14 protein-coding genes are annotated in these 12995 nt (G+C 68.4%); 5 read left to right on the top strand and 9 right to left on the bottom strand.

The window, feature by feature from the left end:
* Positions 1 to 111: 111 nt before the first annotated feature.
* From DRB96_RS12380 to DRB96_RS12350, 7 genes are all read right to left on the bottom strand, one after another.
* Positions 112 to 978, bottom strand: coding sequence for a protein kinase (locus DRB96_RS12380; RefSeq protein WP_112448504.1), 867 nt, complete (start codon positions 976 to 978; stop codon positions 112 to 114).
* On the bottom strand, positions 975 to 1622 hold the full coding sequence (locus tag DRB96_RS12375; RefSeq protein ID WP_112448503.1) for a hypothetical protein: 648 nt from the start codon (positions 1620 to 1622) through the stop codon (positions 975 to 977). Before DRB96_RS12375 ends, DRB96_RS12380 begins: the two co-directional genes overlap by 4 nt.
* A 4-nt stretch (positions 1623 to 1626) precedes the next feature.
* Complete coding sequence (locus tag DRB96_RS12370; RefSeq protein WP_112448502.1) at positions 1627 to 2361, bottom strand: hypothetical protein; 735 nt, start codon at positions 2359 to 2361, stop codon at positions 1627 to 1629.
* Complete coding sequence (locus DRB96_RS12365; RefSeq protein WP_112448501.1) at positions 2358 to 2990, bottom strand: hypothetical protein; 633 nt, start codon at positions 2988 to 2990, stop codon at positions 2358 to 2360. Before DRB96_RS12365 ends, DRB96_RS12370 begins: the two co-directional genes overlap by 4 nt.
* Positions 2987 to 4873, bottom strand: a complete 1887-nt coding sequence (locus tag DRB96_RS12360) for a radical SAM protein (RefSeq protein ID WP_112448500.1) — start codon at positions 4871 to 4873, stop codon at positions 2987 to 2989. The genes DRB96_RS12365 and DRB96_RS12360 overlap by 4 nt, the downstream gene beginning before the upstream one ends.
* A gap of 39 nt (positions 4874 to 4912) precedes the next feature.
* Complete coding sequence (locus tag DRB96_RS12355; RefSeq protein WP_112448499.1) at positions 4913 to 5347, bottom strand: NUDIX domain-containing protein; 435 nt, start codon at positions 5345 to 5347, stop codon at positions 4913 to 4915.
* Positions 5348 to 5500: 153 nt separating this feature from the next.
* A complete protein-coding gene (locus tag DRB96_RS12350; protein ID WP_112448498.1) occupies positions 5501 to 6097 on the bottom strand; it encodes an ATP-binding protein in 597 nt (198 codons plus the stop codon).
* Positions 6098 to 6363: 266 nt separating this feature from the next.
* On the opposite strand from DRB96_RS12350, the gene DRB96_RS12345 reads away from it, so the two are divergent.
* The gene (locus DRB96_RS12345) at positions 6364 to 7731 is read left to right on the top strand and encodes a hypothetical protein (protein ID WP_112453364.1); all 1368 of its coding nucleotides are present in this window, start codon (positions 6364 to 6366) and stop codon (positions 7729 to 7731) included.
* A 5-nt stretch (positions 7732 to 7736) separates the two neighbouring features.
* The gene (locus DRB96_RS12340; RefSeq protein ID WP_343234697.1) at positions 7737 to 8567 is read left to right on the top strand and encodes a DUF1932 domain-containing protein; all 831 of its coding nucleotides are present in this window, start codon (positions 7737 to 7739) and stop codon (positions 8565 to 8567) included.
* Between the two features lie 223 nt (positions 8568 to 8790).
* On the opposite strand, the gene DRB96_RS12335 is transcribed toward DRB96_RS12340, so the two are convergent.
* Entirely contained in the window at positions 8791 to 10245 is a 1455-nt protein-coding gene (locus tag DRB96_RS12335; RefSeq protein WP_112448496.1) for a NaeI family type II restriction endonuclease, read from the bottom strand.
* A gap of 242 nt (positions 10246 to 10487) precedes the next feature.
* Between DRB96_RS12335 and DRB96_RS12330 the strand changes: the two genes are divergently transcribed.
* The 3 genes from DRB96_RS12330 to DRB96_RS12320 all read left to right on the top strand — a co-directional run bounded on the left by DRB96_RS12330 (position 10488) and on the right by DRB96_RS12320 (position 12327).
* Positions 10488 to 10775, top strand: a complete 288-nt coding sequence (locus DRB96_RS12330) for a hypothetical protein (RefSeq protein WP_112448495.1) — start codon at positions 10488 to 10490, stop codon at positions 10773 to 10775.
* A gap of 199 nt (positions 10776 to 10974) precedes the next feature.
* On the top strand, positions 10975 to 11430 hold the full coding sequence (locus tag DRB96_RS12325; protein ID WP_204357702.1) for a hypothetical protein: 456 nt from the start codon (positions 10975 to 10977) through the stop codon (positions 11428 to 11430).
* 57 nt (positions 11431 to 11487) lie between these two features.
* Positions 11488 to 12327: a transposase family protein gene (locus DRB96_RS12320; protein ID WP_112448493.1), complete on the top strand. Its 840-nt coding sequence runs from the start codon at positions 11488 to 11490 to the stop codon at positions 12325 to 12327.
* 48 nt (positions 12328 to 12375) lie between these two features.
* Here DRB96_RS12320 and DRB96_RS12315 read toward each other — a convergent pair whose 3' ends face one another.
* Positions 12376 to 12744, bottom strand: a complete 369-nt coding sequence (locus tag DRB96_RS12315; protein WP_112448492.1) for a VOC family protein — start codon at positions 12742 to 12744, stop codon at positions 12376 to 12378.
* Positions 12745 to 12995 lie beyond the last annotated feature (251 nt).

Here is a 12995-nt window from a genome sequence, read left to right as displayed (position 1 = left end):
GGTGTTCCGCCTTTCGGTCTCGTTGGCTTCGGCTTGTTCCACTTGCTCGGCTTTGGGGCCGGATTCGGGGCGGAGATCTCGCCCTGGGCATGAGGGGCTCCCTCGTGTTGGTCAGCGCAGCTGCAGGTCGGCCGCGGTGCGGAGCGCGGTGCGCAGGTCGTCCATAGAGGGGCGGTCGTCCGCGTCGTCGGAGAGTGCGGCGGTCACGACGCCGCGCAGGGGCTCCGGGATGAGGGGCAGGTTCATGCGGCCGGCCAGGCGGGGGATGTCCCCGCACAGGTAGCGGTAGACGAGGACGGCGAGGCTGAACACGTCGGCTGCAGGGGTGGCTTCGTGGTAGCCGGTGAGGTATTCCGGCGGCCAGTGGACCTCGGGGCCGCGGTGTTCAGGCCCGCGCGGGGTGGACCGGCGGCGGGCGGCTCCGAGGTCGGTGATCAGGCCCCGGTCCTGGTCGATGAGGATGTTCTCCTGGTAGACGTCGCGGTGGACGATCCCGCGCTGGTGCAGATTGTCCAGGCCGTCGGCGACGTCGGTGAGGATGCTGAGGCCCTTCCCGGTGTCCTTTGACGAGGTCATGAAGGCCCGGAAGTTCCCGCCGTCGCAGTGCGGCATGGTGTACCAGTCGAATCGCTCCGAGCTGCCATGTTCCAGCAGCGGGACGATGTGATCAGTTGCTCCTGCGGCGGCGGTCAGCTCCGCTTCGTGGCGAAAGTCTTCACGGGTGAGAGCGCGTTCGGTCTCGGTCATCTGCGCGTACCAGTAGAAGCCGTACGCGGCGGGCTTCTCACTGGGGTCGAGCTCGGCCAGGACGTGGTTGCTGCCGAAGCCCGCCTTCAGCACGACATCCTCCTGGCCGGGGCGGTTCGCTCTGACGAGGGTGCTGGCTCGCGTGAACGCGAGGAGGTCGCTGATGTGCCAGCCGTCCGTGCGGAGCTGATCGAGTACCCAGGCTGCGGGATGCATCGAGTGCAGGTTCATCGGCTCGCTTCCTTGTGCGGGGCCGCGGGGCTGTCGGCCGAGCGGAGGTCCTCCATGCAGGCGTCGACCAGGGCTTCGAGGTCGGCATAGGTCGTGCAGGCGTGCTTCAGCACGGGAAGACCGGTGGCCTTGGTCCAGGCGTCTACGGCCTCGTTGTAGAGAGCGGCCAGCCGGGTGGCGGCCTCGGCCTGTTCGGTGAAGCGCCGCTTTGTGGCACGTCGCATGATGCGGGCGTGGCAGATGGCGGGATCGGTGGTCAGCAGAACGGTCAGCTGCGGTCGGGCCCGGGTTTGCTCGGCGAGGCGCTCGACGTACGCGTCGACGGGCTGCCCGTGGAGCAGGGCGAGCAGGCAGGCGGTGGAGAGGGTGAGCCGGTCGGCGAGGACCGGGCCCTCGGTGAGGGCGACGGCGATGTTGAAGCGGGAGTGCAGGGCCAGGTCCTGGGCGGCGGCCTCGATGGCCTCCTGCTCGTCTCCGCCGTGCCCGGCCCGCAGGCGGATCAGCGTGCGAGTGGCCGGGTGGGAGAGCCAGGAGAACTGGCCGATGTGACTGAGGGGGATGCCCTCGGCGTGGGCGGCGGCCAGGAGCCGGTCGCGGAGGGTGCTCTTTCCGGCGCCGGCTATGCCTTCCAGGGCCAGGAGCACGTGCTCACCCCGCCGTGGTGGGCTCGGCGATGAGCCAGCTGATGAACTTGGCGACCCGGCCCGCGGTGACCGGAAGGGTTCCGTGCGCGAGCTGGGAGCCGTATAGCAGGGCGGTACCGGGCGCTGGGGCGACGCTCCAGCGGGTTCGGGGCATCTGCTGGAACCAGGTCGCGGAGTTGTCGGCTCCGTCGTAGGTCAGCCACATGCCCTCCGCGTAACCGTTCGGAGCGGCGTCGGGGGCCTTACCGTTCCACAGGCGGTCGCTGGAGGCGGTCTCGACGTAGAAGTCGCCTCCGGCGTCGGCCTGGGTGATCACGACGCTGATGCCGGCGATCTGGCGGGGCCAGGCGAGCGGGTCGGGGGCGATGCCGTCGAGGTGGCTGGTGATGTGCTGGCCTACGCCGTACTCGACGTATGTCCACGGCCGGCAGAGGGTGATCGCGGGCATGACGCGGGCGAGCGCCGGGCGAGCGCGTTCGAAGGCGTCGCCCAGGAGCTTCTCGGCGGCCGGGGGGATCGAGGGGATCTCGACGCGTCCGGCGGGCTCGTAGACGGCCATGGCCTGTTCGGGGCTGTGGCCGGGGATTTCATGGATGGAGGTACGGCGCTCGTCACCGAAGCGGCTGGTGCCGCCGCTGGTCAGGACGTCGTTCATCAGGTCGGCGAGGTGGGTCCGCTCGGCGTCGCTGAGGAAGTTCTCGATGCTTCCGACGCCGACGGTCTCGGCTATGTGGATCACTTCGTGGTTCCCCCTTGCTGGAGCACGCGGTGGATGTCGTTCAGGTCCGTGCAGTGGTTGAGCCAGCTGACGACCGGGCTGCGGGTGGTAGCCAGCGGGTCCTGCCATAGGGCGAGGAGCTCTCCGGTCAACGGCAAGTCGCCGCTGTCGGGAAGTAGGCCGGCGTCAGCTGTCTCGGCCTGGGCCAGGGCGCCGCACGAGGCCCCGTGCTGCTGGGTGAAGACGAGGGCGAGACGGGTTGCGGCCGTGGTGCCGCAGGCCCGTACGAGGGGGTCCGGAGGCAGCGGCAAGCCGTACGAGCGGTGTTCGGTGACTGTCCACGCCTGGGCGATGGCGGCGCCGGAGGCTGCGATGCGGCAGGTCGCGCAGCACCGGTGGTCGGATTCCGGGCAGAGGCGGAGATGCTCGCCGAGGGTGGTCGCGATCTCGTCGAGGACTGCCCAAGCGGTCCTGGCCAGCACGGTCCCGACGTCTGGCTGTCGGTATCCCGCGGTGTTCTTGTGGTTGCAGCAGGACTCGCCCGCTCTGGGCTGCTTGCTGGAGGAGAGGGCGGGTTCGATGAACAGGGTGTGGAAGTAGGCGATGCGTCCCAGGAGCTGGTGGAGGGTGACCGCGTCGCCGGGCTTCATCGCAGCACCCCCTCGGGGGCTTGCGGCGACACCGGCAGCGGGCAGACGCACGCGGATTCGGCCTTGGGGCGCTCGGCGTCGAGGGCTGCGGCCAACACAGCGGTGGCCTCGTTCAGGCGGGCGAAGTAGCCGTCCCACCCTTGACCGGAGCCGGGGTCCAAGCTCAGGTCGAGGACCGGGGTGGTGGTGCCCGTGATCTCGCAGGTGAGCTCCGAGCGACCGACGTTGACCTCGATGCCTGCGGGGAGGAGGGATCTTGCGAAGGTGGCAGCCCGGCACAGTGCCGCAGCAGCGCGGGCGTACTCCTGGCGGTCGCGGGGGAGGAGCCCGATGCGCAGACCCGTTGGGGCCAGGTCCACGCCGGTGTACTGGTGGCCCTGGCAGCTGTCGTACGTGACCAGCCCCCAGGCTCGGGTGACCGTGTCGACCAACGGCCAGACGCCGGGTTCGATGGCCGCCTGCCACATCGGGTGGGCTGGGGTCAGATCGTCGGCCTCGTGGATACCGGCGAGGCCCACGGTGTTGATGTTGCCGTGCTCGCTGGTGTGCAGCCTCACCGCGCCGTGGGCGAGGTCGCGAGCATCCCAGCTGGTCAGGAAGGCGTTCACGTCGCGCATGCTGTTCGGGGTGCGCGGGCGCCAGCGCAGGGTCTGGCACCAGGTGCCGGCGGGGTGCGCGGGCTGGGCCAGCAGTGCGGCGACGCCGTCGATCATCCGCATGCGGTAGTCGCAGTACGCGTCGCGATCGTTGGCCGGGTCCTGGCGCCAGCGGGTGGCGATGCACCCTCCGCCGCAGGTGGTGCGGTAGTCGCAGGTCGTGCACTTGTCCATCAGGGCTTTGCCCTGATTCAGGAGGAACAAGTCCTGCTGGGCGCGGACCACCTCGTGCTCGTCGGCTGTGGACTCCAGTTGGGTGAGGCGGGCCTGTGGCCAGGGCAGTTCGTCGCAGCTGCCGAGGCGGCCATCGGGGTAGAGGGTGAAGACGTGGTCGCACTTGAGGTCGGAGAAGTGGCAGAACCCTGTCGGCAGACCCCGTAATCGCCGGATCGTGGAGACGGCCGGTTCGAGCTTGATGCGGGCGAAGTGCCCGGCGGTGATCCAATGGGCGGTGGCGGCAAGGACGAACTGGGCGTACTCGTCGGGATGGATCGCCCAGGCCGGGCCATCGGCCGCGTTCACGGCAGCCTGTTGAAGCAGTCGGCTGGCCGATTTGCGTCTGCTCGGCAGGGCCGTGGAGCGGCGGATCGTGGAGTCGAAGCAGGGTACGAAGCTGATCGCGTTGACCGAACCGAAGCCGGCGAGGTGGTCCAGCACCTCTTCGGCGCGGTCCAGCACCGCCGGGGTCACCGCGGCGATCACGCCGACGCTCCGGCCCCGCTCCGCGAGCAGGTTCAGGGCGGCGGCGACGCGCGGATACACGGGCTTGCCGTCGTAGCCGACGCGCCAGGCGTTGCCCTGGGCGTCACCGTCGAGGGAGATACCGATCTGGAGGTCAGGGCAGAGGGTGTCGAACATGTCGAGCCAGTCGGCGTCGAGCAGGACACCGTTGGTCTGCAGGCTGACGCGGACGACCTGCGGCAGGCTGGCCAGCTCAGCGAGGATCTCGCCGATGTGCTCACGCCCGGCCGTCAGGGGCTCGCCGCCGTGGAGTTCGACGGCGAGCTTGCGGCCCTTGAAGATGTCGGCCAGGCGCCTGATCTGGTCGGCGCTTACCCTGGCACCCCCAGGGGCCTCCTTACGTTTCTCGTAGCAGTAGAGGCAGTCGATGTCGCACGTCTCGCCGCGCGTCTTGACGATGACCGACACCGCGGTGCCAGTGTCATCGGCGTTCAGGCTCCGGTAGAGCCCGTCGATCGTGTGGCGTTGTTCTGTGCTGAGGTTCATCGGCTGCCCCCTCCTATGCTGCCGTGACCGGATGACTGGCTAGTCGGACAGGCGCCCCAGCAGGGCGCCCTGGCCGGACTGGAGAATGTGCGCGGCCTCCAGCGGGATCCAGAAGCACTCGAAGTGAGTCGGCTCCTGCTCGCCGTCGTGGTCCTCCTGGCTCATCCACCGCTCCGGGGTCGGCTCGGTGAGCTCCAGGTGGAATACGTGCCGGTGCTGGATCTCGAACCGGTACGGGCTGATGTCGTACGCGGTCTCGCCGAGCTTGCGGACGATCTTGAAGTCCGACAGGCCGGTCTCCTCGCGGGCTTCGCGCAGGGCGGCGGCCTCCGGGGTCTCACCTGGGCGGATGCTGCCCGCGGGGACCTGGATGCCGACCTCCTCGTAGGAGTAGTCGGTGTGGCGGAACACCAGCAGGCGCCCGTCGCGCACGACGTAGACGAGGACCTTTTCCTTCGTGACCTTCTCGGGCATTACGAAAACCTCCACTTGGCACAGAAGCTGACTCGTGGGGCCGGCCCGGTAGAGGGCCGGGGACTGTTTGTCCCGTGGTCGACCGTGATCGGCCGGTGTCCTGGGGAAGCCCACGAGTCTAGGCCCCCCAACTTGCCGTCGAATCAGCGTTATTCAGTCGAGCAGCTGGCCGACACGGGACCTATCGGCTGCTGGGGCCGCGGTCCGACGCCTGGCCCTCGTGCGGGTGTTCGATGACGAGCCCGCTGCCGATGGGCGAACCCTCGTCGCCGCTCGATCAGCCACTTCGGCGGCGTGGCCGGAGAGCAGTTGCTGATCGCGACTGCTGCCCCGATCCGCCCTTCGATCACCCGCACTGCTGGGCAGATCGAACTCCGCCCAGCAGCGCTTGCCCGTCGCAGTCAGATCAGCACCGTGGCGGTCGGCGAGCACGGATACGAGATACAGGCCGCGCCCGGACTCGGAACTACCGCTCAAGGGCTCCGGCCGCGGCAGCACCTTTGTAGCGTCATGCACCTCGACCACAAGCACAGGCCCCTCCTGGCAGACACTGACGGTGACCAGCCCCGACGTGGTGTGGCGCACGGCGTTGGTAATCAGCTCACCAGCCGCCAGCTCGATTCCGTCCAGTGCCTCCTCGTCGAGCCGTATGCCCCAAGAACGGATGCCGGCGACGACGTGGTGTCGTGCCTGCTGGGCGGCGGCTGCCGTGCGGGCGACGGTGAACGCGAGCTGGTGGTGCGCTGCCATGAGCGGGCCTCCTGGGCTGCCTGACTTGCGTAACCACGGCGGAGACTCGGCCTCGCAGGGCCGCTGTCTTGCCGGGGCGAAGATGAAGTGTTCCCGGCGGCTCCCGCCTGAACGAGGCCCTGAGCGGCGCCGAACGCCGTCCTTTCGTGCCTAACCGATGTCTATTCGCTGTCCACCTGGAATTTCTGGACAACAGATCTTCGATCGGCGGCTGTTGATGTCTAGCGTGGATGTCGGACAAGGACCCCCAGCACGAGGGAGCGGCTGTGCAGCCATCAGGACCGACCCTCTTCCAGACTCTGATCAACCAGCGGGGCTGGCAGGATTACCAGGTCTTCAAGCGGCGCTACGAGCAGGCGGCCAAACAGTTAGCCGAGCTGGAGGGGCCGCCATCGATCGCGACCGCGACGATCGAGAAGCGGCAGTTCTTCCGGTACGCGCACGGCGAGGTCCGGACACCGCAGACCGTCGGCCGCCGCGTCCTCGAGTTCATGTTCCCGGGCCTCCCGGCCGCCCGACTCCTCGGGCCTGCGGAGCCCAAGCCGACGGCCTCGCCGCACTACCCGGCGGCTGACGACCGCAACGCAGTGGATCCATCCGAGTACGGCCTTGAAGACGTGGTCATGGCGGCGGCGAATGAGTCGGCGCAGTTCGCGGCCAGGGCAGAGAGCAGCAACGTGGGACCGCACACGCTGGAGCAGCTGGAAGCTGACATCCGCCGCCTCGTCATTACGTACCCCAACCGGCCCGTCGGGCCACTGTTCCGCGAGGTACGTGCCCTTCGTGACCGTGCCTTCGAACTCCTCGAAGGACGTCAGCCACCGCGGTACACCAGCGACCTCTACGTAGGTGCCGGCGTCCTGTGCGGCGTACTCGCGAATGCCAGCTTCGACCTGGGCCGCTACGGCGCCGCCGAAACACAGGCACGCACCGCCTTCCTATTCGGCGAGCTCGCCGGCCACAACGGACTGCGCTCCTGGGTACGCGGACTCCAGGCACTCATCGCGTACTGGGACGGCCGCCCCGTAGACGCCGTACGCCTCGCCGACTCCGGAAGCGCGTTCACCCCCGAATCCGGCACGGCGCAGATCCGGCTGGAGAGCATCAAGGCACGCGCCTATGGCCAGCTCAACCGGGGCAGCGATGCCATGGCCTCCCTGAGCGCCGCCGACCGCCTGCGCGAGCGTCTCGTCGAAGGGGACGAACTGCCCGGCGGAATGATGGCCTTCCCCGCCGAGAAGCAACTGTTCTACTCCAGCAGCACGCACCTCTGGCTTGCCGGCACGCAGCACCTCAGCGACGCCGAGGCCCGCGCCGACGAAGCGGTGGAGATGTTCCAGTCCGCGCCGCCGGAGCAGCAGAGACTCGGCGAGATGTCCCTGGCCCGCATGGACCTGGCCATGGCGCGGCTGGGCCGAGGAGACATCGACGGGGCCGCGACGCAGATCCACGCTGTCCTCGGGGTCAGTGCCCGGCGCCGCACCGAGAGCGTCGATCGCCGGCTCGGCCACTTCAGCCGCCAGCTCGCGCTGCACCCCGGGGCCGGATCACCTGCCGCGATCGGCCTCCGTGAGGTGATCATTGCTCATCAGGAACGCATGCCCGCTCAGCTCCCGCCAGGAGGCAGCCCGTGACGACCATGACCCTCTTGCACCCCGGCGCCATGGGCGCGGCCGTCGCCGCCCAGGCCGTCAAGGCAGGCCACGAGGTGCTGTGGGTGCCGGAAGACCGCAGCGACGCCACCCACCGGCGCGCGAAGGAAGCCGGCGCCACCGCATGTGACTCGCTCGGCGAAGCGCTGGAACGCAGCGAGATCGTCCTGTCGATCTGTCCTCCGCAGGCCGCCGAAGACGTCGCTGCAACGGTTGCTGGCCACGCCTTCACCGGGGTGTACGTGGACGCCAACGCGATCAACCCCAAGCGCATGCAGAGAATCGCGGAGGAGATCAGGCCGGGCGCCATAGTCCTAGATGGGGCGATCTTCGGCCCGCCGCCTGGTGGCCAGAGGGCTGCTCGTCTCTACCTGGCCGGCGAAGCCCAGGCCGTGGATACGATAGAGCCCCTCTTCAGGGACACTGCATTGCACGTGCGCCGCGCGAGTGGAGGTGTCGGCTCCGCCTCCGCGCTGAAGATGGCGTTCGCCAGCTACCAGAAGGCTGCCCGAACCCTCGCCGGCGTGGCCCACGCGCTGGCAAATGCACACGGCGTCGGCGACGAGCTCACGGCCGAGGCGCAGATGATGGCGTCCAACATCCTCTCCGATCCCGGATACCTGCCGAGCGTGGCCGCACGCTCCTGGCGCTGGGCCCCCGAGATGGAGGACATCGCCAAGACCCTCCTCGAGGCTGGGTTGCCCGCGGACATGGCCGAGGCCGCGGTGGCGGTGATGTCGCGCTGGGAAGGAGACAAGGACCAGTACGACTTGAACCTTGCTGACGTGCTGGCCCACTTGCGGAGTAAGGGTGATTGAGCAGCGGCCAGGTCTGACCCCGGATGCAGGTCGAGAGCGCCCCCTCGTCGTCCATGAGGCGAGTGGACGGGTGTGAAGCCGCGCGGCGGAGGGACGACGGTTCCCGGTCGTCAAGGTCGAGCTTGGTGCATCACAGACGGCTACCGCTGTACATGCCGAAGTACTCGCTGCGAGCGCTCCGCCAAGCACAGCGACAAGGGGGCCGTGTCGAACATGTTGGGCATCACCACTCCGACGCCGGGAGAGGACTCGGCTCGTCATCCGGCTTCGCCAGCCTCCAATGCGTACCGGAGAGGAGAACCGATCGTCCTGCGCCTTCGTCGTCTTCCGTGGTAGGCGCCAGGCGAACGCTGACCCACACCCCCTTCTCGGGAACCGGCAGCCCCAATGTCCTGGCGATCTCCGGATGGGAGCTCTGGTGGCTAAGGATGAGAATGCCCTCCGCCGCCAGCGCTCTGCGGGCGTCTCGCACTCTCTTCGGCGCGTCCTCCTGCCTCGCGACCGTGGCGACGACCGTACGAGTCACCGGTTGGCGCTGCGCCACGCGGAACAGTTGGTTCACGCGGCGCTGTCCGGATGCTTCAGCGAGGATCGCGCGCACCTCGTCGTCCGGAAGCCGATCAAGGATGTTCACAGGCAAGAGGACGTCTCGATGGATCCATTCGATCGCCTCGTGACCCGCACGGCTCAGCGTCCGCTTACGGTCCCGGCTCCCAAAGGGCCTTTGCAGCAACTCTTCCGTCGCCCTCACCACTCCGAGGCTCCACGATCCCTTGCGGTGGTCGATCCGGACCAGAAGGCAAAGGCCGTCCTCCGTTTCCGTGGGGATCGTCCAGTTGGCAGCGGCTGTGATCTTGAGATCCACATCGACCCCGGCGATCCGAAAGTCGAGCTTTCGACCGGGCTCGAAGTGGAAGTGGTGACGCATCAGGTTCTCCACGAGCTGCCCCGACATCGTCTTCTCTGCCTTGCTTAGGTCCTCCCAGCGATACCGGCCTGTGTGTGCCCCGTCGAGCAATCGCTCCACAGCCTGCTCGATGACAGCCGCCATACGGCGCCCGTACGGGTCGAGCTTCAGGAGTTCCTCCCGTACCACTGCCACTTCATCGCTGCCGGGGATCCGTTCCGGCTCGGGCTGCGGCTGCCCTTCTCCACCAGGTGCCGGGGATGACCTGGCAGCGGCAAGCAGTCCTTCTAGTGCTGTGATCCGCTGAGCTGCCTCCCGAGCAGACTGCCGTGCTGTATCCCGCTCGCCGATCGCCTCCCGCAGCCTGCGCAGCAAGTCGGTGTGTTCGTCATCGCGGGAGTTCGTGCGCGCGTCGAGATCGGCCTCGGCCCGCTCCTTGGCCTGGAGGGCCAGGCCAAGGGCTGAGCTGGTCTTCAGTAGCTGCTCCTGCACTCGGACCAGTTTCGCGAGGTGGGCGGTGCAGTCCTCACCCCTGTGCCCGTCGGGCTCGCCTGGGGAGGGCGGCCGCCATGCCACCTTCAGCAGCGAACGAGCCCTCTTGTTGGCCTTGACCGCCTCGGCCTCGTCCCTGACGCATGCGTCGACCACGGCCTTGACCAGACCCCTGTGGTTCTTGAGGTCGGTGCCCCTCAGCCGTCGGTGCAAGGTCGACAGGCCTGGCTTCGCGGCGTCGCCCACCCTGTCGGGCAGTAGGACGTGCAGTTGCTCCACCGACAGGCCAGCACCGTCCCGAAGGGTGCGCAGGAATATGACGAGTTGATTCTCTGCATCAGACTCTCCGCACGGAACGCCAGGTGGACGCCCGCCGCGTTGTTGTGATCGCCCTGACATCAGCCCAGTTCTCTCGGTAACAGTCGTGTTCTCTCTGATGGAACCGAGAAAATGCTACCGGGATGACCAACATGGCGACACTCTGATTCCGTCACTCACGCCACAAGAGGAGTCCAGCCGCCATGCCCCAGCGCTCGCCGTCCCCCCGCCGCTCCATGTACGACTTCGCAGCCCTCGTGGCCGTGCTGGCCACGGGAGTGGCCCTCGTTGCGCTCGGTGTCGCACCCGAGTCGCTCGCCGCAGTGACCATCGCGCTGTCGGCTCTCTACTCGACATGGCGCGTGGGACACGTTGGCCGGCCTTCCGAGCTGGACTCCGGGCCGGAGAGGCAACTTGAAGACGAGAGCGGCCGTGACCCGGTGGCCGAACTGGCCCCGGAGGAACGGGATCACTCGCAGCCTGCCCCCTGAGGCAACGGGCTCCGCACGACTGGCCCATCGAACAGTGAAGCTGCGCCATCTTGAAGTAGCTGGTCAGGGTGCTGGTGTGACGCCGGTTCGGGGTGCTCGTGCTGGTCGTGGGCGGCAGTCTGGGGTGTAGATCGTTGGGCAGGGGCGGGTTTGCGGATTCCCGTCCGTCGTCGCGGGTGCCGCTCCTACGCTCCGGCGCATGATGGATCCCGAAGTGCTGGAGCGGATCGCCGCGCGGCGTGCGAAGTTGGACGGGCTCGAAGAACAGCTGGTCAAGCAGCTGTCGGAGGTACGGGCTGAGCGGGATGAGCTCGCCGTGGCCGAGCGGGTGTGGCAGCGGATGAATGAGCAGCTCGCCGACGAGCGCATGGAGGCCGGGTCGCCGGTCGTCCAAGTGGCGGGTCGGGCGGTGCGGCTGGTTCCGGATCGTGCGCCGGGGTCGGCCGAGTCTGCGCTGCCGGCGGAGTACCAGCGCATCCTGACCGCCGTGCGGCAGGCCGGCGGCCCGGTCTCCACCCGGCAGATCGGCGAGGTACTGGGCTTGGACAACGGGGTGAGGGGCAAGCTGGAGCCGCTGCGCGGGAAGCTCACGAAGCTGGCCGACCGCGGCTGGCTGCACAAACGCCCAGACGGGAAGTTCACCACCCGCGCGTGACCAGGCCGCACAGCGACGGGGCGTAACCGAGGTGCCCCCGGCGGCTGTTGGAATTGTGTGACGAATACCAGAAAGCACGCCGGGGACGCCGTGTCCCTGGTCTACCAGTATCGCCTGCCGCTGTCCACGCACACCCTGACCTACCTCGCCGACCTGCTGCGCCGCCATCTCAAAGCGATACGGTCGAGGTGGCGGACACTGCCACCTGGGAAGACCGCTGTGATCGTCCTGGCCGTACTGCGGCACGACCAGCGCCTGGCCGACATGGCCGGCGGGAACGACATCTCCGCCACCACCGTGCGCCGCTGGCGGGACGAGCTGATCGGCCTGCTGGCCGCAAAGGCCCCACGCCTGGACCGCGCCCTGAAGAAGATCGCCCGGCGGGGCGGCGAGGCCGTCCTGATCGACGGCACCCTCATCCCCACCCAGCGCCGCACCGGGAAGGCGAACCGGCCGAACTACTCCGGCAAGCATCACCGTCACGGCCTGCACGTCCTCGCCCTGACCGACGAGAAAGGCCGGCTGATCTGGATTTCCGCTGCCCGGCCCGGCCGCACCCACGACATCACCGCCGCCCGCCGCGACCACCTGCTGGCCCACCTGCGCGCTGCCGGCCTCGGCGCCCTGGCCGACCTGGGCTTCCTCGGCCTGGACGACGATCCGGACAACCCCGTAGTCGTCACCGGATTCAAGGCCACCCGCGCCCGCAAGCTGACCCCCGGCCAGAAGGACGCCAACCGGGCACTTGCCGCCGGACGCGTCCCCGTCGAACGCGGCTTTGCCCACCTGAAGAACTGGCGGATCCTCACCAAGCTCCGGACTGACCCCGCCCGCGCCACCCACCTATTTCGCGCGCTGCTCGTCCTGACGAACATCGAGGCCATTACCGGCGATTGATCTCTACCGCAGGTAGCCCACGATCAGCACATGCCCCCGGGAACCGCGTCACCGGGCCGGGATCGGCTGAGTGAGGTTCACCGGGTTGCCGTCGGGGTCCTTAATGTGGGCGACGCGCTGTCCCCACGGCATGTCGTTGGGGCCTCCGCTGACCGAGCCGCCGAGCGCCTCCACCCGGGCGAGCGTCTCGTCGACGTCGTCGACACCGATGCTGAGCAGGATCCGCGACGCCGCCCCGGTCCCCGGGTCCGCCTTGGCCACCAGCCCGAGGTCGGTGTCGCCGATGCGCAGGCCGAGGTAGAAGGCGGCGCCTTCCTCCGGTACCCGGAAGATCTCCTCAGCGCCGAACAATTCTGTATAAAAGACGAGCAAAACGTCCTGGTCGGCAGTCAGGATCACGGGCTGGATGGTGGACATGGCACTCCTGTCGAGAACGGTCGTGTCGCTGGGTAGACCGTTCGAGGACGGTGAACTCATCGGCGAAACCATCCCGCCGGACGATCGACAACACAGACTGCCACCCACGACCAGCACGAGCACCCCGAAACGAGGTCACGCCACCCCGCTGACCAGCCACTTCAAGATGGCGGAGCTTCAGTGTGTGTTGTGGCTCCGCCAACCGCCGGCGCCAGCCTCGGATACTCGGCCCCAGTGTGACCACCGCTATC

This window comes from Streptomyces sp. ICC1 (assembly GCF_003287935.1).
Lineage (GTDB): Bacteria > Actinomycetota > Actinomycetes > Streptomycetales > Streptomycetaceae > Streptomyces > Streptomyces tritrimontium.
The sequence above is the reverse complement of the archived record's forward strand: the minus strand, read 5'-3'. Positions and strand labels throughout refer to the sequence as shown.

Coding starts and splice junctions, on each gene's coding strand:
- DRB96_RS12380 (WP_112448504.1), bottom strand. CDS start 978: ATGAACCTGCACTCGATGCATCCCGCAGCCTGGGTACTCGATCAGCTC.
- DRB96_RS12365 (WP_112448501.1), bottom strand. CDS start 2,990: ATGAAGCCCGGCGACGCGGTCACCCTCCACCAGCTCCTGGGACGCATC.
- DRB96_RS12360 (WP_112448500.1), bottom strand. CDS start 4,873: ATGAACCTCAGCACAGAACAACGCCACACGATCGACGGGCTCTACCGG.
- DRB96_RS12355 (WP_112448499.1), bottom strand. CDS start 5,347: ATGCCCGAGAAGGTCACGAAGGAAAAGGTCCTCGTCTACGTCGTGCGC.
- DRB96_RS12350 (WP_112448498.1), bottom strand. CDS start 6,097: ATGGCAGCGCACCACCAGCTCGCGTTCACCGTCGCCCGCACGGCAGCC.
- DRB96_RS12340 (WP_343234697.1), top strand. CDS start 7,737: ATGACCCTCTTGCACCCCGGCGCCATGGGCGCGGCCGTCGCCGCCCAG.
- DRB96_RS12330 (WP_112448495.1), top strand. CDS start 10,488: ATGCCCCAGCGCTCGCCGTCCCCCCGCCGCTCCATGTACGACTTCGCA.
- DRB96_RS12325 (WP_204357702.1), top strand. CDS start 10,975: ATGATGGATCCCGAAGTGCTGGAGCGGATCGCCGCGCGGCGTGCGAAG.
- DRB96_RS12315 (WP_112448492.1), bottom strand. CDS start 12,744: ATGTCCACCATCCAGCCCGTGATCCTGACTGCCGACCAGGACGTTTTG.